This is a genomic window from Bacteroides sp. 4_1_36 (assembly GCF_003466325.1).
Lineage (GTDB): Bacteria > Bacteroidota > Bacteroidia > Bacteroidales > Bacteroidaceae > Bacteroides > Bacteroides uniformis.
Genome location: NZ_QSOX01000001.1, coordinates 472836 through 493538 on the forward strand (window position 1 = coordinate 472836; position 20703 = coordinate 493538).

17 protein-coding genes are annotated in these 20703 nt (G+C 50.5%); 13 read left to right on the top strand and 4 right to left on the bottom strand.

All coding sequences use genetic code 11. The features are described from left to right. Positions 1-50: 50 nt before the first annotated feature. Genes DXD65_RS02290 through DXD65_RS02305 form a run of 4 tightly spaced genes read left to right on the top strand, consistent with a single transcriptional unit; the run spans position 51 to position 2695 of the window. A complete protein-coding gene (locus tag DXD65_RS02290) occupies positions 51-386 on the top strand; it encodes a hypothetical protein (protein ID WP_101602765.1) in 336 nt (111 codons plus the stop codon). Then, entirely contained in the window at positions 386-1738 is a 1353-nt protein-coding gene (locus DXD65_RS02295) for a DUF2586 family protein (RefSeq protein WP_101602764.1), read from the top strand. The genes DXD65_RS02290 and DXD65_RS02295 overlap by 1 nt, the downstream gene beginning before the upstream one ends. 3 nt (positions 1739-1741) lie before the next feature. Then, positions 1742-2197: a hypothetical protein gene (locus tag DXD65_RS02300; RefSeq protein ID WP_032534349.1), complete on the top strand. Its 456-nt coding sequence runs from the start codon at positions 1742-1744 to the stop codon at positions 2195-2197. A gap of 6 nt (positions 2198-2203) precedes the next feature. Continuing rightward, positions 2204-2695, top strand: coding sequence for a DNA N-6-adenine-methyltransferase (locus DXD65_RS02305; RefSeq protein ID WP_101602763.1), 492 nt, complete (start codon positions 2204-2206; stop codon positions 2693-2695). 98 nt (positions 2696-2793) lie between these two features. Here the strand turns inward: DXD65_RS02305 and DXD65_RS02310 are convergent, their stop codons facing one another. Genes DXD65_RS02310 through DXD65_RS02320 form a run of 3 tightly spaced genes read right to left on the bottom strand, consistent with a single transcriptional unit; the run spans position 2794 to position 5305 of the window. Beyond that, positions 2794-3558, bottom strand: a complete 765-nt coding sequence (locus tag DXD65_RS02310) for a metallophosphoesterase (RefSeq protein ID WP_101604277.1) — start codon at positions 3556-3558, stop codon at positions 2794-2796. Beyond that, positions 3558-4337, bottom strand: coding sequence for a hypothetical protein (locus DXD65_RS02315; RefSeq protein WP_101602762.1), 780 nt, complete (start codon positions 4335-4337; stop codon positions 3558-3560). The genes DXD65_RS02310 and DXD65_RS02315 overlap by 1 nt, the downstream gene beginning before the upstream one ends. Next, on the bottom strand, positions 4331-5305 hold the full coding sequence (locus DXD65_RS02320) for a hypothetical protein (RefSeq protein WP_178285199.1): 975 nt from the start codon (positions 5303-5305) through the stop codon (positions 4331-4333). Before DXD65_RS02320 ends, DXD65_RS02315 begins: the two co-directional genes overlap by 7 nt. A 269-nt stretch (positions 5306-5574) precedes the next feature. Here DXD65_RS02320 and DXD65_RS02325 point away from each other — a divergent pair, with 269 nt between their 5' ends. From DXD65_RS02325 to DXD65_RS02345, 5 genes are all read left to right on the top strand, one after another. After that, a complete protein-coding gene (locus tag DXD65_RS02325) occupies positions 5575-5931 on the top strand; it encodes a hypothetical protein (RefSeq protein WP_032534345.1) in 357 nt (118 codons plus the stop codon). A gap of 8 nt (positions 5932-5939) precedes the next feature. Next, positions 5940-6128: a hypothetical protein gene (locus DXD65_RS02330; protein WP_226789690.1), complete on the top strand. Its 189-nt coding sequence runs from the start codon at positions 5940-5942 to the stop codon at positions 6126-6128. Positions 6129-6223: 95 nt separating this feature from the next. Beyond that, the gene (locus DXD65_RS02335) at positions 6224-10066 is read left to right on the top strand and encodes a phage tail tape measure protein (protein WP_117887321.1); all 3843 of its coding nucleotides are present in this window, start codon (positions 6224-6226) and stop codon (positions 10064-10066) included. A 14-nt stretch (positions 10067-10080) separates the two neighbouring features. Further along, entirely contained in the window at positions 10081-11058 is a 978-nt protein-coding gene (locus tag DXD65_RS02340; RefSeq protein WP_117652809.1) for a DUF6046 domain-containing protein, read from the top strand. After that, entirely contained in the window at positions 11049-12374 is a 1326-nt protein-coding gene (locus DXD65_RS02345; RefSeq protein WP_101602760.1) for a hypothetical protein, read from the top strand. The genes DXD65_RS02340 and DXD65_RS02345 overlap by 10 nt, the downstream gene beginning before the upstream one ends. A 207-nt stretch (positions 12375-12581) precedes the next feature. On the opposite strand, the gene DXD65_RS02350 is transcribed toward DXD65_RS02345, so the two are convergent. Then, the gene (locus DXD65_RS02350; protein WP_101602759.1) at positions 12582-14324 is read right to left on the bottom strand and encodes a DUF262 domain-containing protein; all 1743 of its coding nucleotides are present in this window, start codon (positions 14322-14324) and stop codon (positions 12582-12584) included. A gap of 120 nt (positions 14325-14444) precedes the next feature. On the opposite strand from DXD65_RS02350, the gene DXD65_RS02355 reads away from it, so the two are divergent. Genes DXD65_RS02355 through DXD65_RS02370 form a run of 4 tightly spaced genes read left to right on the top strand, consistent with a single transcriptional unit; the run spans position 14445 to position 20609 of the window. Continuing rightward, positions 14445-15335: a hypothetical protein gene (locus DXD65_RS02355; RefSeq protein ID WP_101602758.1), complete on the top strand. Its 891-nt coding sequence runs from the start codon at positions 14445-14447 to the stop codon at positions 15333-15335. After that, entirely contained in the window at positions 15332-17020 is a 1689-nt protein-coding gene (locus tag DXD65_RS02360; RefSeq protein WP_101602757.1) for a hypothetical protein, read from the top strand. Before DXD65_RS02355 ends, DXD65_RS02360 begins: the two co-directional genes overlap by 4 nt. Positions 17021-17023: 3 nt before the next feature. Then, positions 17024-19294, top strand: coding sequence for a hypothetical protein (locus DXD65_RS02365; protein WP_101602756.1), 2271 nt, complete (start codon positions 17024-17026; stop codon positions 19292-19294). Between the two features lie 4 nt (positions 19295-19298). Then, entirely contained in the window at positions 19299-20609 is a 1311-nt protein-coding gene (locus DXD65_RS02370) for a hypothetical protein (protein WP_032577743.1), read from the top strand. The last annotated feature ends 94 nt before the right edge of the window (positions 20610-20703 follow it).

Sequence of the window (20703 nt, forward strand, 5' to 3'; positions counted from 1 at the left end):
ACCCGGGGAGCGGAGGTCAGAGCCCCGTTCCCCATTTTTATTCCACTGTTATGGCAAAAAAAATAAATACGGAGGAGGAACCTCAAAAAGAAGGCAACAAGGTTGCCGCACCGGAACTTCCGGCGGAAGCAATACCGGAAACGTCCGAGAAAATATCCGCTACGGTTGAAGACAAACGGCCCGTCCCGGCTGAGAATACAGGGAATACGGAGGACGAGGCGGCAGACCCGTATATACTGGCCCTTTTGGAAAAATTCCCTGCATATCCGTCCCTGTATATCGACAGGCATGGTGGAACCTACACTCCGGACACGGCGGCAACTGTCAGAGGCGGGGCTGTACTTTACAAAAACCCTTTTTATAACGAACTTAAAACAAAACCATAATGGCACTCGGCAATGTCTTTATCAAGGATGTGGACGGCAATATCCCTTACGAGACCGGTTCTTCCAACGAGAAGGTGACGGGATTATTGTTTGATATTTCCCTCCAACCCACACTCTTTACGGAAGGGTATGGCAAAACCAATGAAACGAAGCTTAAACCGGGGGATGTATGCTACATCACCTCATTCAAGTCCGCCGTTAAGGATTTCGGTATTGTTGAGCGTGTGGAGGCTACCGACGAGGAGGAGATGAACGTCAATTTTCTGCATGGTATTCCTGCCTACCATATTCGTGAGTTTTTCCGGATGTCAGGCAATCTGAACGGTTCAGGAAAACTCTATGTGATGTTTGCTGACTGTTCTGCAAACTGGGACGCACTCGAAATCATGCAGCGTGCCGCCGGAGGCATGATCAACCAGATGGGAATTTGGACGGAACAGCCGCTGTGGAAAGCGAACGGGACTTCCGGAGAGTACAATCTCAACCTGGTAAAGGGACTTAATGATGTGGCTGTAGGGCTTGCCGGACAGAACCAGCCCCTGTCACTCATACTCTCCGCCAATCCATCCAATACAGGGGCGGACACGACTGAGGGGCGTCAGATTGACTTGAATAGAATACCGTCATGTATCTGTGAGTCAAGTCGTATCAGCTGTATATTCGGCCAGGCGCATCACGAAAAGATCTCCACGATGCAGATGCGCAACAAGAATCACACACCGGTAGGATTCTTGGGCGCGGTCATGGGTGCCATTGCCAAGGCGAACGTCCATGAATCCATAGCATGGGTCAAACAGTTCAACCTCTTCACGGATGATTTTCAGGAGATAGAGCTGGGGTTCGGTGATATCAGCCTTGACGAGGCGGAGGAACATTTTATCAGCCTGAACCGGTATGAGTCGTTGTCCCCGTCACTGCTTGACGAACTTGATGACAAGGGCTATATTTTCCCCATCAAGTACGCCGGCCGTGAGAACGGTATTTATATTTCAAAGGACCAGACCTGCTCAACGGGTGATTTCCGCACCATCGCAAGAAACCGTACTATCAACAAGAGTCGCCGCGCCGTGCGTGCCGCACTGTTGCCATATGTGAATTCCCCGTTGATGGTCAATCCTTCAACCGGGTTCCTTGCCCCGTCGAAGATCACCGCATTCAAAACACTCATCGGGGATATATTGGCCAAGATGCAGGCGGCACAGGAAATTTCAGGATATGCTGTCACTATCGATCCGAACCAGAATGTACTGGTGGACGATACGCTCCGCATCTCCTATGTCCTTGTGCCTGTCGGGGTGGCTGTGGAGATTTATGTAGAGGAAGGACTTTCATTAACCGCAAACAAATCATAGAAAATGGCAATAATTAATAATGTGGCATATTCATGGTCTATGATAACCCTGTCATCGACCGCCCTGGGAATTGACGAGGGATCCACGACCCTTGAAGGTGTGTCCGCTATCAAATGGTCGAAAAAACGTAAGGTGGAAAGTAACTATGGCATGGGTGGAAAACCTGTCAGCCGCGGATTCGGAAACATTACCTATACGGCGAGTATCACAATGGACTATGCCACGCAACAATTGTTGCGTTCAGTCTATGGCTCGTTGCTCGAAATCGGTGAGTTCGACCTGATCATCAGCTTTGCCAACCCCATGGCCAGTGATGACTGGACGACCACAACGGTGACACTCAAAGGATGTATCTTTACGGAGGACTGTCTTGAGTCGCAGCAGGATGATACCAACATCACGCATGAGTTCGACTTGAATCCGTTTGATATTCAGATAGGTAACGGCGATACAATCTGACTTGTCATGAATGTGACCTTTGAAGGAAAATCTTCCACCGGAAAAAATGAATGGCTTACACCTCCTTGTTTGCTTGACAGGTTGGGAGAATTCGATTTGGACCCGTGTTCACCGGTAAACCGTCCATGGGATACGGCGAGGCATCACTACACCGTCGAGGATGACGGGTTACGGCAGCCATGGTTCGGGCGGGTGTTTTGTAATCCGCCCTATGACACGCCGCTGATTGTCCGCTTTATCCGTAAATGTGTGGAGCACCGGAATGCTATTGCGCTCACTTTTGCCCGCACGGACACCCGGCTGTTTCATGAACTGATATTCCCTTATGCGGACACAATACTTTTCATCAGGGGGCGGCTCAGGTTCTATCATGTCACCGGAGAGCAGGGAGGCACTGCCGGGGCGCCATCCTGCCTGATCTCCTTTAACAGGGAAAATACCGCCGCCCTGAAAATGTGCGGTATCGAAGGGAAATTGGTAGCTCCCCGATTTTTATGATCATTCCTTGGTCGGGTATGCTGAAATTGGCCTGTCTGTCGGAAACGTAATTCCGGCGGACAGGCCGTCTGGTATATCAGGAACGTTACAAGCCCGGGCTATATGGAAATATGCGCTTCCCTGTCAAAGGACAGGTGCTCATTGCCGGACACATATCCCAATTGGTTGCAGATACATCGGGTATGGCCGATAACCTTGTTTATATTACGGTGGGAATGACCGTAAATCCAGTATTCAATCGGACTGTCTGCAATAAAGTCCCCCAGCTCGACAGTAAAGGCCCCGTTTAGCGGACTTCCCCTGAATTCTGCAGCCATCAACTCGAATGACGGCACATGGTGCGTGGCGACAATGATATGTCCGGCCGTACTCTGCATTACGCCCTGTTTTAAAAAACGAAGACAACGTGAATGCTCGTCGTTGAATCTTGTATAGTCCAACGGCTCACTGCCATGGCGTATCCTGCGGAAATCGGTGATGGCACTTTCCGTCGCATAGGCATCCTGCAACGGAATATGGGACCAGAGTGTGGTAGCAATCAGGTCGGTATCTTCATCCAATGAAATAACGGAGTTGTAGTGGCAGGTGATGTTTTCCCTGATTTTGAGCGACCAGCCGTTATACAGTTTGTCAATGTCGAACATTTTATAAAACTCGTGGTTGCCGGGGATCACTATGACCTCCCTGTAATTTTCGGAAGCCCAGTCCCAAAACGGATGTCTGGAATAGTTCTCGTCACCGATATATCCAATGTCACCGGCAAGCACAAGCACTTCTCCGGCAACAGACAACGGATCGTCCCTCAAGAGGCAACTGTTCTCCCTGAATTCAAGATGAAGGTCGGAAGCATATTGAATTTTCATCATTGCGTTGTAAAATTATCCTTGAGTTGTTTCAACAATTGTTCCGCCGTAACGTCTTTCAGTCCGGCTGATTTGAAAAAGTCCGCATTGGGCAGTTCGTCCTTAACACTCCCGCAGAATCCGTCAATGTCTTTCTTGAGAGTGTCGGGTACCGTATGGATATCTGCCGGAGAAAGCATTGCAGCCAGTCTGAACACATCTTTCTTATGTTTGGCAATATGCCTGCTGTCCACCTGCTCTCCATTGTCCTTTCGTCCGAGCATTTCCAGATAAGCCTTGCATTTCAGACAGATAAGGCTTTCAATATTGGCAATATGCACCCCGTATTCCAGTCTGCTGTGGGCAATTGTAAAATTGTAATAATCATCATCCATCAGAATGGCGGACAGGCTTGACAAGTCCTCGTCAACCGGAACCGGTGTGATATGGGCATCCTCCGGAAAATTGACAAGTCCGGGATTTCTGGAAAAAAGTTCCACCTGATAGGGGAATTCCGGGGCTGAGGGCTCCTTGAACCTGTAATATTCATGCCGCTGTTCCCCTTCGCCCGTTCCTTTGTTCCGACTCACATATCCGGCGACTTTTACGAACTCCCAAAATTTAGCGACAAAATCTGAAGACAGGGCTTCCACTATCAGAATAATGTCTATGTCCTTGGTCGCCCTCGGATTCTGTGCATATATTTCCTCATGCACTTCGCAGGCGGTACCTCCGATAATGACATAGTTGTCTTCGTAACCTACAAAAAATTCTTTGAATTTCTCTATACCTCTTACCATTGTATATTATTTATCATGTTCTCCAATTCTATTTGAATCCGTTCGTCCCCGATATCTTTCATGGACAGGAATAAAGACAGCTTGTCCACTATTCCATTGTCCTGCAACAGTTTCGGATTGTAACGCCATATTTCAATACGGTTCTCTCCATATTCCTTGTCTGTCCGGAACTGCAACCTGCGGAACTCTTCTTTCGAAACCGCATAGCTGCCGTTCCTTTCCCTGTTGAGCATCGAATATTCCGACAGGGCATTCACGCCGCTTATGGAAAGAGTGTCATCCGGGCGGATATCCGTATACACCACCCGTTCGACGGGGTTCGCCAAAAACGGCAGCGCCCTGTCCCATAGTTCATGTTTTGCGGATTTGAATTCCAGACTCTTTGTCTTAATCCCGGACAAAGTTACGATTTCTTTTTCCTCCAACCATCTGACCGCCCGGTTTGCATTGGCATAAGAGACTTTAAACAGGTCTGCAATCTCATAAGTACCCTTGCCGGCAAGGGAATTTACTTCCAGATGATAAAGGATGGCACATTGGGCTATCGCCGGAATTTGTGTCCCTTTTTCCTCTTTGGGGGCCTTTTGAGGTTTCAGGTCAATCAGTAAATCCGGTATGAACATCTGTCTTGGCGGTATAATGAAATTTACGCGTTGTCTGACAAGGCGTTGTATGTTATAAGACGCCATCATGTCAAATACAAATATTACCGGATGCCGGACCTTCCGCTCGACCAGTTCTTTCTGCCTCTGTATTTGCCCCGGCGTATATGCGGAACTGTCCGTACTGCATAAAAGAAAGACTTCCCGGCCCAGCAGGTTTGCCGTATAAAAATGGTATCCGGCGGTTATATTGACCGGGAACATATTCAAGACCTCTCTTCCAATGGGCGCAATATCAACCTTCAAATCAAACGTTTCGTTGATATATTGGCTTGTTTTATGTATATAATCATTTGATTTGCACATAATCATTCGTATTTGATAATGTGCAAATATAGTGATTATATCTTGTTTTACAAATAAATATAATGTATTATCTGCTTTTATTTCCTGAAGATTTGTTTTAAACGGGCTCTTGCCCGGAAATGCAGTGTTACGATCAGCCGGTAGCTTCATCATATTATATATGGATAATAAAACCCTATGTTTGGTCCATACCGGATAAAATGTATGCCCATATAATCTTTTCACCGTTCTTTGCCCTACTCTTTCGATGAATCAAAACAATATTCGACATGGACGAAAAAATGCTTTCACTGGAACAGGAAACTAAAATCAAGGAAAAAGCTCTCAAATTGAAAGAAGAGAAGAAGCTCCGTAAAATTTATCCGATGGTGGTCTTCGGAGACACGTCCAACGGCGAGAAAGAGACTTATGTGGCTTATATGTCCGAACCGAACTTTCCACAATTCAGCAAATTCATGGCCGCATCAAAAAAAGACGAGGTCATGGCCATGCGCACACTTGCCCGGGACTGTTTTGTGGATGGCGACAAGGAACTTGTGGATGACGAGTCACTCTTCCTTTTCGGACTTATGGGACAACTTTCCGAACTTATCACCACGCGGCAGAGTCTCCTGGTAAACTTATAGGCCGGTGGGTGGTGACGGACGATCAGCGTATCCGCCAGCGGACTGTCTATATCCGCCACTACTTCCCCGGCGTCAACCTTGACACGATCTCTGACGAGGAGTTCGCCATGCTCTCCGAAGAGGCGCTGTGGCTGCACGAGCAGATGCTTGCCAGCCGCATGCCGTTGCCGGTTTCCATGCCGGAGAGGATACCCTGAACGGCCGCTGTAATCCTCCGGGGTTACGGCGGCTTCGCTTTAAACCCCGTCCTTTCCGGTGACACTACTCTTTTAATGCGACATTCCCTTCAATCATGGCTCAGGAACAAAACTATCAGGTCAATTATACCATCAACGTCGACGCCTCGCAAGGCACTAAACAGGTCATAGCTTTCGGTGAGGCTGTGGGCAAGCTGGTGCAGGCGAAAGCCTCGCTGTCCCCTGCGGTAAACAACATCAAGACAATGATGAACGAAGTTGACCGTGTCTTCCGTACCAAAAATGGGAAGAAGCGTAGTTTTGACTATCGGTTGACCATTGACACGAGGAGCAGTGAGGAGAAGCTGGAACGTGTCAAAAACCTGCTTACGGACATTGCGGCCCTTTCCAAAGGCATCAGCCTGACCATTAATGCGGGACAGGTGCTCGACAGCAGGAAAATCAAAACCGCCGCTAAAAATCTTTACGAGAAGAAAGCTGCGGAGATTCGCAAGGCCGAAATTGAGAAAAATGCGGCCTCTTCAGTAGGTACGATGGTCGACGCCCAGAAGCGCATAACCAAGGCCATCGGCAAAATCAATTCCGCCCTGGTTTCCGTGGAGCGCGGCAGGGAGCTGCAAATCAGGACCGATACGGCGGAAAACCGGCTGCAACGTGTGCTTTCCCTGCTGGAACGTATCAAGGGGGAATCCCGCCCGGGCCTGGGCATGCAGGGTGGAATGTCCGTGGGGAGCTTGTTTCCTTCCGTTCCCGTTCCTTATGCCCCGGGAACATTCGTCATGCCGGAAAAGGCACAGCAGAAACTGATGGAGCGTCTTTATGCCCGGCAACAGCTGCATCGCCAGAAACTTGCACATGCCGAGGATGTTTTTGCTGCCGACCAGCGTCGCAAGGAGGAATCGGCCCGGGCCTCCGCAGAGGAGAAACGGCGTACCGACGAAGCCCGTACCAGGGAACGGGAACGTAAGGATGCCGCCCGCGAAGCGGAAAAGTTACGCCGGCAGACAGAACAGGCACGCCGGAAAGCCGAGACGGAACAGCGCAAGGCGGAACAGGCGGCAAGAAAACAGGAACAGCGTAACGCTATGCAGTCCGTACGGCTGATGCAACGGGAACATACCGCTGCCGGGACACTTTACCGTAGCAAGCGACGTGCGGCCATCAACCGTATCCAATATTCGAAGGCACCCTCGCTGAGGAATCTGCCTTTCGCTTCCATGCTGAACGCCTACATGGGCTACAGCCTGGTACGTTCGGAACTGTCCGACGCTGTCGAATATGCCAATATCATGAAGTCGGCCAGATCCATCCTGCGCGTGGCCGACATGGATCTGGGATCTTTTGAGACCCGCTTCGACAACATGGCCCGCCATGTCCGCAAGATAGGAATCGATACGAAATATACTGCTGTGGAGATCGCCGGCGCCGTCAAGTTCCTTTCCATGGCCGGCATGGATATCGAGACAATCCACAAATCCATCCGGCCGGTCACGAACCTGGCGCTCATCGGGGACAATGACGTGTCCTATATTGCCGACCTGGCCACGAACATCATGGCTGGCTATGATATCCATAACGACAGTATGGATAGTGTGGCGGACATTATTGCGTCGACCATCTCCCGCTCGAATGTCAATATCGTCGAAATAGCGGAATCCTATAAAATGGCTGCCGGTTACCTGCGTATGGCCGGTGTGGAGTTCACGGAAGCCAGTGCCGCCATAGGCCTGCTGGGCAATATGGGGTTGAAAGGAACACTGGCGGGTACCTCGCTGCGGGCCATGTCCACCCGTTTTGCCAAGCCTACGAAAGAGGCCCGGGAGGTTTTGGACCGCCTGGGCGTCAAATTCACGGAAAAGCGTGACGTGGAGGGGGTACGGGTGGAGAAGTTGCGCCCCATAGCGGACATCTTCGAGGAGCTGAACAGGAAAGGCGCCTCAATGGCGGACATGCAGGCGATTTTTGGAAAAATCGGGGGGAATGCAGCTATGATGTTTGTCCGTAATTACGACCAGCTGCGTGCACTCAGCTCCCATAATAGAGGTTCCCAGGGAATATCGGCGGAACTGGCACTTGTAAAGCAGGATACCACTAAGGGATTGTGGGCGCAGGTTACCTCCCAGCTGAGCGAGGGGTTCATGCGCGCGTTCGAGGTGATGGAACCCTCGGTACGTGCCGTTCTGCGTTCCTTTCTGGATAAATTCAAGGCTCCGGAATTTACCCGCGGACTGCTTTCTGTCGGGAACGCCCTGTTGGACATATTTACCGTCATAAGTAATATCGGGGCTTGGGTGGCACGCAACTTTCATTGGATAGAACCGCTTGCTTTTACGGGAGCGGTGGCTGTCCGGCTGTTCAAGGTGGCCGGTGCCCTGACCAATATCGGTATCGCCATGGGCTTTATCGGCAGACAATCGGCGGCGACGGCGGCCGTCGGATCTGTACAGGGATTGTTGGATATGGGGAGTCCCGGCAAGATGTCTTTCGGACAAAAGAGGGCCATTGTCTCGGCCATGCAGTCCGCAGGCGTGGCAGGACGGGGAGCTATGACGCGTACCTTGATGTCCGGAGGCGGTGTTGTCGGGGCGAAGGGTGTGCTGCAGTCGCTGTTCGCAACACAGGTGGCCACAGGTGGCAGCCTGACAGGCGCAGCCGCCTCCCTGAGTGCCATGGGCACGGGAGCGGTGGCTGCCACGGCGGGAATCGCTGCATTGGCCGGTGCTCTGGGATGGGTGGCATATAAGACCTGGAAGATAAAGGAGGCGAAGGATGCCGTACTGGAAGAAATCGCCTCGAACCGCAAGTACCGTTATCCGTCCATAGAGGCCCTCCATTCCTCTTTGAGTGAGACCTACAATATGGCGCTCAAGACAAAACGTGCCGTGGACGAGGTTGTGGCGGGGAAGAGCATCGAAGAGGCTTCGGGACGTAAGATAGGTGCGTTCACATCCAACTGGTGGACGGGATTTCTGGGAGAGTTTGCCATTGCCTCCTCAGAAGGCATGGTGTCGCGCGAGCATATATACAATATGGACAAGGCACGTCAGGACGACATAAGGGAGGCGCTTGTGACCCTCGCCAAGCGGGACAGCCAGACACGTATTGACGCTGCCTACGCCGAATTCGGCAAGATGGGTACGGCACTGGACGTCGACGCCTTCCTTAAAACGGTACAGGAACGTTTCGGCCAGCAGGACAAGGATCTGGACAAGTCACTATGGAACGTAAGGGACGGTAAAATCGTCTATGTGGATGATATTGGTGACAAGCCGGAAGCGGTGGCCGCCCGGACATACGATTACGCCCGGTACATGAACACGCAGACCGTACCGGAGATTATACGGGCCGCAACAGCCTACCGTAACGCCATCTCGAGCGCCGCAGACGCGCAGGAGTTTATGCGTAAGGGCGGTTTCGATTTTAACAGGCTCAGGAGCTGGGGGTTCGAACAGGATGAGAAAGGCCGGTGGAAACAGCGGACATTGGGACAGGATGCCACGGACGAGCAGCGTATAGACAATATTGCCAACCGTAAACTGGCACACAATGTCCTTGTCAAATTCTTTTCATCACTCCGGCAAACGTTTGGCGGGTCAGCGGAGGCGGCCGAGAATATCCTTCGTACAGCAGGATTTACACCCGGACAGTACAGCAACGAACCGGACTCCAACGATACCCGTCCGTTCGACACGAATCCGATCACCAATTCACACCTGGATGACGGAGGTGCCGGCGGAAACTACTCGGGCACGGGCAAACTGTCATCCGCAGCCCCCAAACAAGTTATCGTAAACATCGACAGCCTGCTGAGTGTAAGGACTATCGACCTGATGAAATCAAAGGAGGGACAGACGGAAGAGATACAGAACCTGAAGGAACAACTGGCACAGGCGCTTATTGATGTTGTCCACGACTTTGACGCATCATGGAACGCATAAAAAAACTATAAAAAATGGGAAGACTGATACAAATTGCATCCTCGACCTTGTTAAGCGGGGGGATACTTGGAAACGGTTCGATTGGCAGCTATATCAGCAACTCAGCCCGTCTTGCCATGGGCATGGGGCTGGCCGAATTGCAGGACGGGCAGGTGCATTATTTCTCCAAACATCATGACCTGCTCAAACGGGCAGCGGTACAAATAACCTCACAAACGGCCTACGGATTGTTGCGTTCATATCCCAGATACCTTAAATATTGGGAACAACAGGTACGGGATAAATACCTTCAGACACAATCACAATCCAGCCTGGCCAACAAGACCGGACAGTACTACCGTCTTATCAGCGAGCAGCAGGCCGTGGCACAGAAGAAAAGCCATACCGATTCCATTGTCGGACGGACGGTAGCGGATTTTCTGGAACTCTCCATATCCAAAGAGGGCAAATATTACGACAACAGTGAGTGCAAGGTGCTGCCCAACAGCCAATACGGCCTGGTTACATTCGTGGACCTGGGACCACAGATACAAATCGGCAGCCGGAACAATATCCTGTTGACACAAGTGCAGGGGCGTGATTATACCCGTAAGGAATATATATCCGGCGGTGACCTTGAGATCACCATCAACGGTAAAATCACATCCAAATATCCGGATGTGTATCCGGAAGCGGAAGTTTCCAAATTTATTAAACTGGTACAATACAAGGGGGTTGTCGATTGTGACAATACGGTATTGCGCCAGTTCAATATCTCACAGCTGATTATACAGGGGTATACGCTTCATCCGACGGACTGCAGGAACGTGCAGCCATATTCACTCAATTGTGTCGCCGTTGAGCCGTCCGAAGCGGTGGAGCTCAAACTGGCCGGGCAGGAAAAGGCAGATACGGCTATCAGGCACACGAACAAATGGATCAAATATGTCAAATTCGGTACGGAGATCGTCGATCCCGCCTCATTGCTTAAACTGACACGCCTATGGGTGTAGCCGCAATGGATGTTCTCTGCTGTCGTATTACCATTGGAGATGCCGATCCGTCCAATCCGATGAAGATTCGCAGCGGAGTGGAGATAACGGAGGTTCATACGCTTGAGATTAACGAGAGCTACAAGAAGCTGATCGGGACGGCCAAAGTCACGTTCCCGAAAGGTACCGTATGCCGTTCGACGATTATAGGCAATATGACACTGGAAGGGAAAGACGTGTCCCGGATAACGACAGAGGTCATGCAGGATGGTGTGATTATCGAAAAGCGCAGCACACAACACCTGGTTGATGAGACGACTTTTAAAGTTGGGCAACGCATCAATATCAAGCTGGGGTATAACGGTGTATTGAAAAATATGTTTGACGGTTACATTACCGGCTACAACTCGGACAGTACATTGGAAATACAATGTGAGAATATGGCCTACAAACTTAAATTGAAACAGGCGCCCCATTTCGAAACTCCGGCAAAGGGGACAACCGTGAATGATGTGCTGGATGGGAAATACAACATCTTGAAAGATACCGGTTTCAAGATACATTCCGATACAAAACGGTTTGATATCCATATCGGCAAGATCAAGGTGACGGATAACTTTACGGTGGCGGACATTCTTTCCGAATGGTCGAAATATAAGATTTATTGTTTTTTGAAATACGACGCTGAGGACGAAGGCGTCATGCCTTCCATTGCTGTCGGACGTCCTTATTCGTCCAGCAAGGCGCAGCCGGTATTTCCGGAAGACGGCCCGGCCGGGCCGTTCAAGATATATTTTAACGAACATGTGGCGCAAAGCAACCTGAAAGTGGTCAAGACCGACCCGAAGTTTCTGGCGGTGACGGGCAAGGCGCTTGGAACGGACGAGAAGTTCTTTGAAGTGACGGTACGCATGAATCCGGAATATGATCCGGCAGTACCGGGCAGCAAGGAGTTCCAAACGGTAAATGCCACCCAAATTTCAAAAAAGACACATAAGGTGACCGGAAACACGACGGCTTCGGGGGCAAAAACCAAAACAAAGGTGGATTTGTCCACTTATACCATCGTACCGTATATGTCACCGCACGTAGGCATCAATTCAGACCGGCTTGTGGAAGAGACAACTGAATACTTCCGGAATTACAACCTGAATGGAATCACCGGCAACGTGACCATATTCGGAGATTTCGGGCTGTCTCCTGCCGTACAGGTGGAACTGATCGATTTCCGTAACCCGTCCAAGAACGGCGTGTATCTCGTGGAGGAGGTCACGACTACGTTCGGGATCGGAGGGTACAGGCAGCAGCTGAGTATTCCGTACAGGATTCGCAAATAACACTATTGTCCACCAATGTACATCCTTCCCTTCCAGGAAATTTCCTGGAAGGGTAAAACTGCATTCCGTTCCGCTCCAAGGAGCATCATTATTTTCATTCATAATCAAAATTCATTGTCTCCAACAAATTTCTGCCTTAAAAAATATTTTCGTAACCGGAGTGTTTCCGGCAAGAAGAACAATATCCGCAAATACCTTTGATATCAATCAGTTAATCATCTTTCTGATTCTCTGAACCAGCATAGCCTTTCGTTTTTCTATAAAATCAGAAAAATTGGACAATGAAAGATCCGTATCCGGGATAAGATGGTCCTCCATGAATTTCCGCATATCCTTGTTCCGGGTCTGTTCACTGACCCACTTCTCCAATGGTTTGGCGTTTTTAGACTCGTTCTCATTGGCATCGAGCATCTGCAGGTTCAGGATGGAATTGTAGACCTGCCAGCCGTATTTTTCCTTGTCTTTCTCTTCCAGATCATTGTATGCAGAGGCTGGGTGCAGGTGGTCCTGATGGAAGTTATTGTTTCTGTAATCAAGATCCGGATACAGCATGGCCAATATTGGAAAACTGTATCGTGAATCTTTCTGGCTGTAAAGCAGGTCTTCTATAAAATCGTCACCTACATCCGACAGTTTCCTGATTTCCGAGTTTATTTCCGTTGCCGGGAACAAGGTCACGGTTTCTTTTATATAGCTGCCGGTGATGTCTGTTGTGTATGCCCTTCTTGACTGTGCAAGCACGGAATCCGCGCTTGCTCCGAATGCCCTGCGGAGCAGAATTGAGAACAACCATTTTTTTATGATTTCACAATCCTCCCTATTTCCTATCTTTTTGTAAAAATCCTGATATATGCCCTTGTGATAAAGATAATATAGTATGGGCATGGCGGCATTATATGAGGTCATTGTGAAATCCGTCAGTCCGAAAGATCTCAGCAAGTCGAACAGGTTTGAAATGGTATCCCTGATCCTCGTCCAATTATTTTCCACCAGTTCAATAAAGCCCAGATTGAAACTTGTTATAAGGGAACGCACATCTTTATGATACAGGTACAGGAACGATTTTAATATGAAATCGTGAGATATATTAAATCCTTTTGAACGTACATGCTCGACCAGATTATTGATTTCTGTCTTCGCGTCCATCTGTTTGCAATTGGCAATGGCAATGGACATCAGGATATCAGAAAAACTTAATGCGGTTCCCCCGGAATTGATCCGGATAAAAATATTCACGGCTTTGTCCGGTTTCTGTTCATCCTCCTCGTAAAAATTTATATTGAGCTTGGTGTGGATGACATTGTCCAACAGTCTCAGCAGTCTTTTGGATTCCTTGTCTATGTTATTGTCCTCGGCAAATTCATCGATGCCATAATTGTAATCCTGGTGCAAAGCCAGAATCTTACCTACACGGAACCATTTTTCATTAGACTTGTCAATAAATAAATCATTTTCCTTGGAGATATTCTTGTCAACAAAGGAAAAGATAAACTCCCTGTCGCTTTCCTCCTGTGTGTATTTACGGGATATATTGAAATATAGATGCCGGGTAGGGAAATTATATTCAGAATAATCCCAACGTTTCCTATAATCCTTGTACGCATAACTGCCGCACAGACCGATATACAATGACGTCAATCTCTGTTGTCCGTCCAATACCGCATAAAAATCGTTGATATTGTCTGTAGGAATCGGATCGTTGCATATCCGATGATACTGTATGAAAGCTGATAGAAACTTATAAAACCGGAAATCAGTCTTTGTTCCTCCTTTTACCTTCCAAAACAGCATGGAACTGATCGGGTAGCCTTTCATCAGAGAATCGAACAACTTTTCTATCTGTTCTGCCGACCATACAAAATCTCTCTGAAAAGCCGGTAACAGGTATTCATTCCGGTGGATATGTTCTATTGCCTGCGCTATTGTTATTGGTGATTGGAAACCTGCCATAATTACATAATTAAGTGTTTTTCGCAAAGATAGAAAATTCTATTTTTATGTTTTATTTTCGAGGAGGAAAAATGAAAACCTGAATATATTCCAACTACCTATTCTTCTATAAAAAGATCAATGTCTTCAGATAAGTCGAATCAGTTGCTTATTCGTGAGGCTATCCGTAAAATAGCTCTCGGCCGTAGCATGGAACGCATCAGTCTGGCTCCGGGAGGTATGTCGGGCATTGGCACGGCCCGTATGATACATGGATATGTCGCCAAAATACATGATGACCCGTCGGACGAGGAATTTTCCGAGTATGGCGGTACCGTTGATGTCGGCGAGTACCCGGACGAGACAGCCTCTGCAGAACCCGTCATCCACAAAGGCGTATTGCTTTCAGCGGCAACAAGCAGCGAGGGCGGTTTTTTGATTGTACCTGCACTTTTTTCCGATGTAACGATTTTTATGGATGCCGCCACCCGGTACGCCTATGTGGTGAACTTCTCACATGTGGATATCCTGCGGCTGAATGCCCGTAAGGAAACCGTTGTCGGTGTAACGGAAATGGAGGAACTGGATCCGGAGAGTGACTCTGCTCCGGACTACGACGAGCTGGAGGCTACGGGAAATATGGCTTTCACACATTATACGCCGACAACCGTTACCGCCACTGTCAGGAACAAAAAGGGTAAGGAAGCCTCTACGGGGATTGAGGCGGAGAGCATTACCCACATTGTAGACAAGTCGGAGGTCAGGCAGACAACGGACAAGATAATTCAAAAGGTGAACTCCACGACCGTAACGGTTGCCGACAACAAAGTGGCGCTCGGTGACGAGAATGCCACCGAACCGTTGGTATTAGGCAATGAACTTGCCGGGCTTATGCTCGACTTCCTGACCGAGTGCAGCAAGGTGATGACCCCCACCTTGATGGGTACAATGTCACCTGTCAATTTCCCTAATTTCATTTCTTTGACCTCGCGCATTCAAAGGTTCCTCTCCAAAACCAGCTATACCAAATGAACGTACAACTGCATCCGGACATAGACAGCCTTGATAAGGAGAGCCTGTGTTATTCCATCTATTCGCAGCTCTACCATAACTTTTTCAATGCCCAGCAGAAAAAGGATGATGACCATCCTTACGGTGTCGAGGAAGGGGACGAGACCAGCATAAGGTTAAAAAATACGGCCTACGGGTTTGCTTCGGCCATTGCGGGGGCGGTTGCCGGTGAAGGTGCCCCGGGTGATGGAGGGTTGTTGCTGGAATACCTCAAGAAGTCGGGCGGTGACATGACCGGGGCACTCCGTGCGAATTACGGTTTCGAGGCGGGTGTCGCCAATAACCGTATTCTGGAGATCTGTTCGCAGGACATTACCGATGCGGATGGGGCGGTGACTGCCGTTGAATACGGTGTCAAAATTACCGGCAGTCTGAAAATAGGCGGCAGCAGCCTCCATATAGGCGGACAACAATTATTGGGTTACGATACGGACAGGAACACGGCGACGCTCAATGCCTCCCGCATTGATTTTCAGGATGCCTCCATACACTCGGGCGGAGAATGGATTATCGGGAACAGGGAAACGGGAGTGTTCATTTCTCCGTCACGGCTGACTGTGGGGGGACATGGCGTATACCACCGGGGCAACGCCAATCTGGCGGCAGTGGACTGGACCATGCGGGACGGAACGGTGCAGCGTCATCTGGTGGTCTGCGGGAATACGGCTCTGAGCGGTGGTCTGGATGCCTTGTATGGGGTAAGGCTGGGTGACAAGGGAAAGTGCCTGCTTTCATTTTCCGGTGAGGAAGTCGCCCTCGGAGGCTTTCTTTCATTTCTGGACGGTTACGGGCTTCGTATTGGTGGTATGCCCGTACTCCAGAGGACTGATAATGACAAGATACAACTGGGCGGTATCGGAAGCGATCTGTTGCTGGGTAGCGGGCATACCACCAGAATACGCCTGCTGTCCGGCATTTCGGATGTGGACGGTGACTGTCTGATGCTCTCGTCCTACGGCAGGGCCTGCTTTCCGGGTTCGCTCACTGTCCGTCACAACTATGGTGCCGATCTGCTGTCTTCGTACCGGGTGGACAACTCGGATGAAGGCATAATTATTCACAAGCGGCTGCGTATGGGTATGGCTGGCGGATTTTTGATTACCGGAGATAAGGAAACCCTTTCACTGACCTCCATGGTTGTATACGAAAAGGAAGGCGTGCGGACAACCGTCCCCCATACCACAGTATTGGGACACCGTCCGTCCATAAGTGCCCATGCCCCTCAAAACCGTTACAGTGAGTCTTTCCATATCCAAACCGATGCCGATTTCATCTCCTCCGGGGTTCCGGTGGAGGCTGCCGGGCATGTCGGAATCTGCGCGTCGTCAACCCGGTTGGCAGACAAAATCCTATACTTGACAGAGTCGTTGAGGTTACAGGCTGTTTCCGGCGGTATCAGGCATTACGGTGACAGCTGTTTTCTCGGCTCCGTCTCTTCGGAATTCTTTTCTTCGGGCTTTGCCGGAAGCGGCTGGGCCATCCGGAAGAACCGTACCACGGGAAATGTCATCGCCACATTCGACGAGGTTGTCGCCCGGCGCAAGTTACGCGCCTACGAATTCGAGGTAAAGAAGGTTTCCGCGACCAACGGCTCTTTCTGGATCAGCGACAGCTGCTCGGGAGATTCCGTTGAAAAAATATCATAGCCCATGTCCGTATTCCGTTATTCAAAATACAAGGTCCGTATCGACCCCGACTCGCAGAAAACACAGGGGCTGCATGTCGGGGATATCGTCCGCAGACAATATGCCGGGCGGGAACGGGTGGTCTATTCCCTGATGTGCGTGACGGAAACCGGAACGGAGCTTGTCGGCGACAAGGAGGCGCCTTATTTTATCGGGGCTTTGCTGGACGGCGATGAACCGCAGAGCGGGGAGCTTCTGGACTTCGTACGGAGTACCAACCTGTTCGATACGACGCGTAGCGGGGCACTGTACCTGACGGCTTCGGACAGCGAAGCCCCCTATATGGATGTCATCGACGGCATGGCAACGGAGCGTTCCCTTTGCTATCCGGTCATGAACGGAGGGGTGGCGGGGGTGCCTGACAAATCCAAGTATGCCGTATGTGGCCATGTACTTCAATCCGGATACAGGGAAAACGATGCGGAGGCGACACGCATTGTCCGGATAGTCCGCAATGCGGAACCGGCGGGAGAATCCCTTTTCGGACTGATGCAGACTCTGGAGGAGTCGGTCGGGCATCCGGAACGTCTGCTGGTATCCTTCAAAATCAGGGCTTTCAGGGATTTGTCCTCCGTCCCCCTCTCATTCGGCTATACCAACCGGGAGAAATCAGATGCCGAGGATATATTGTCCGCCGGGCAGGAATGGGAGTACAAATTGTGGGTTATCACTGTGGACTATCCTGCGCAATATAGCCGGAGCCTGTTTCTCGATCTGACGGAAAGCCTGACCGCAGAGGGTGACTGGTGTGAATTGGCGGACCTGAATATCCTGCGGCTTTCTTCCGTGTCCGCTTTCGGCGATGCGGCCAAAGCCCGTGTGGGAAAGGTCTGCGGCATCATCGATCCGGTATTCGGCATACTGGACGGTTACGGGGCCTATTTTCAGAATCTCTACGCAACACGGAATGTCAACATCGCCGGAACATTGACCGCCGGAGATGAAAACGGTTTTTCCTCAACTTTCTATGTGGGCAAAATTCACAAAAATGTCATTCCGGACAGCCTTTCCTGTGCTTTCAGCGGATCTATGGTTGTCAGTACTGCCACTCCCGCCGGTATCGGAAAGAGTGTACGTGTCATTTCAGACAGCCGTCTTACATTACAGGATGCCGGTTGGCGCAAAGCCCGTGCCGGCAACTATTATTGTTTTTCCATCTGGATAAAGGCGGAAGAAACAACGGTTGTCCGTTTTTATCAGGACGAGCATCTTGTCGGCGAACAGGCTGTGGATGCCGGCAGGGGATGGACACGTCATAAGGTATCCTTTCCAGTCCGGGAATCCGGGGCTCCTGAAATGACACTGGGTATCGCAACCCCGGTACCGGTCCTTCTGTCCGCCCCGCAATTGGAGCCGGGCAAGACGGCGACACCTTACCAGGCGACGGATGGCGTGTTGTCTTACACGGAAGATTACGGGGCATGGTTCTCGAAAGGAGGTATTGGCGGAACTATCCAGAATCCGCTGCTCAGGTTGGGTGAGGACGGTTCGATAACCTCGCGTGACGGTTCTTTCGTCATTAATCCCGACGGTACGGGGCATTTCGCGTCAGGGCGCTTCAAATGGAGCAAGGACACCATCGAACTGCGGGACGTGACCATCCGCTGGGAAGATTTTGACGAGGAGGCACAGGAACAGCTCAAGCCCCGTTCCGTATCCCTGACGGGCGGTACGGCCTTCCATTTCACGGATGAGTTCTCCGGCATATGTGAGCCGGAAAGCATCCCTCTTGTCCCCACCGAATATAACTTTAATCCGGAAAGCCGCTTATGGGAATATCTTGCATCGGACGGAATATGGAAAGAAACAGGCTGCAATGCCGCCGTGTTTGAAATGACACCGGCGTTTCACGGCTGGGAAGGGCGTGACGTATTAACCCTCCGTTACACCGCTGTATTCCGGAATGAAAATATTGGAGCCACCCATACTTTCTTCAAACTTTATGACGGTGCGCCATCCTATACTGTTCATGTGGAGTCGAAAAATGGCACGATATTCCGTAACGGCATTGTTTCCACGGTTCTGCGGGCCAGAGTGTACAGGGGCGGTGAAGATATTACCGCACTCATTCCCGATGGTAATTTCCGCTGGCTGCGGACAAGCAGGGATACCGATGGCGACAGGATATGGAATGACCTGCCGCATTATGGCAGGGAGATTGAGATAACCGGCAGGGATGTATGGCATAAGGCCGTTTTTGACTGTGAAGTGGACATATCAACAACAGAACAATAAGCATATGGCAATAAAAGTAGCACGCGGACAGGTAACCATCATTGACCAGAATGATGCTGTCTCCTTACAGGCGTTCATCGGTTCTTCGCAACCGCTCACCCAGGTATTCAACAAGGATACGGGCGTTTATGCACCTTCATGGGCGGCATCGCCGTTTTTGGTGCTCACTCCTTCGCTGTTCGTCAGCGGCAAGGCCGCCACCGACCAGATTTCATCTGTCGGTAATGCGGCTACGCTGACAGCCGGTGTTAAAAGCGGCTCCGCCAAGTGGTATAAGAACGGTTCGGCCATAACTTCGGGCCAGGACAGCTGTACTGTCGGTGCGGCGTCCGCCAAGTATGCCCTGACCATCAAGGCCAACCATATGACCGTTTCCACGCCGCAGGTACGGTATGCCTTCGAGGCGGTTTATATCGATGCCAACGGGCTGGAGGTGCCTTTCCGTTCCGAGATACAGTTTACCCAGCATCTGAATGCCGGGGCGATGATAGCCGCCGTGGCATATGCTCCCGACGGTGTTGTCTTCAAAAATGACGAGGTACCCACACTCAAGGCGCATTGCGACCTGTGGCGTGGCGCCACCATCGATACCACCAATGTCACCTATGCCTGGGGAATCAAGGATTCCTCCGTTTTTGCCAATACCACACTGGCTGCCGCCGCTACTGCCGGTGCGACCACCGTCACGGTGGCCTCCACCAATAACATGGAAGCCGGCGGAAAGATTACAATAAATTCCGTGCAGTACACCATATCGGCGGTGAACACCTCCACCAAGGTCATAACGCTGACATCGGCCCTCACTGCGGCGGCCAATTCAGGGGCTTCGGTTTCCTGTCCGTATTACAATTCCATGCTCGGTGCCGGATGGTCCTGTCTGACTTCCACCAATCCGCGTGGCGTGACGGCAGGATGGACTACGAACGAAATAACCATTACTGCGGATGCCGTACTGAATTTCGAGACCTTCAAATGTGCCATCAAGGACACGGACACATCGGCCGGCAACGCCTCGGCCAACAAGGTTGTATGCGATATCATTTCTTTCACGGATATGTCCGACCCCATTACGGTGGACCTTGTCAGCCAGAAAGGGTTCACCATCAAAAATAACGGGAATGATGTCGATGCCAAAGCGGTGCTGTATCGTAACGGTGAGGTACTGGACGATGACGGGACTGCCTATACCTACACATGGAAACTGTGGAACTCGGCCGGAACATCCGTCATAAAGACTTATACGGGCAAATCCATCACCGTATCGAAAGCCGATGTGACAGGCAAGGGCGTACTGATGTGTGAAGTGTCGAAATAGTAATGAAGGAACGGGGCTTCTACGGATGGCAAGCGGTGTGAACCGGTCTCATCCCATCCGTGCGACAAAACGGGAGCCTTGCCATTTGGCGGCA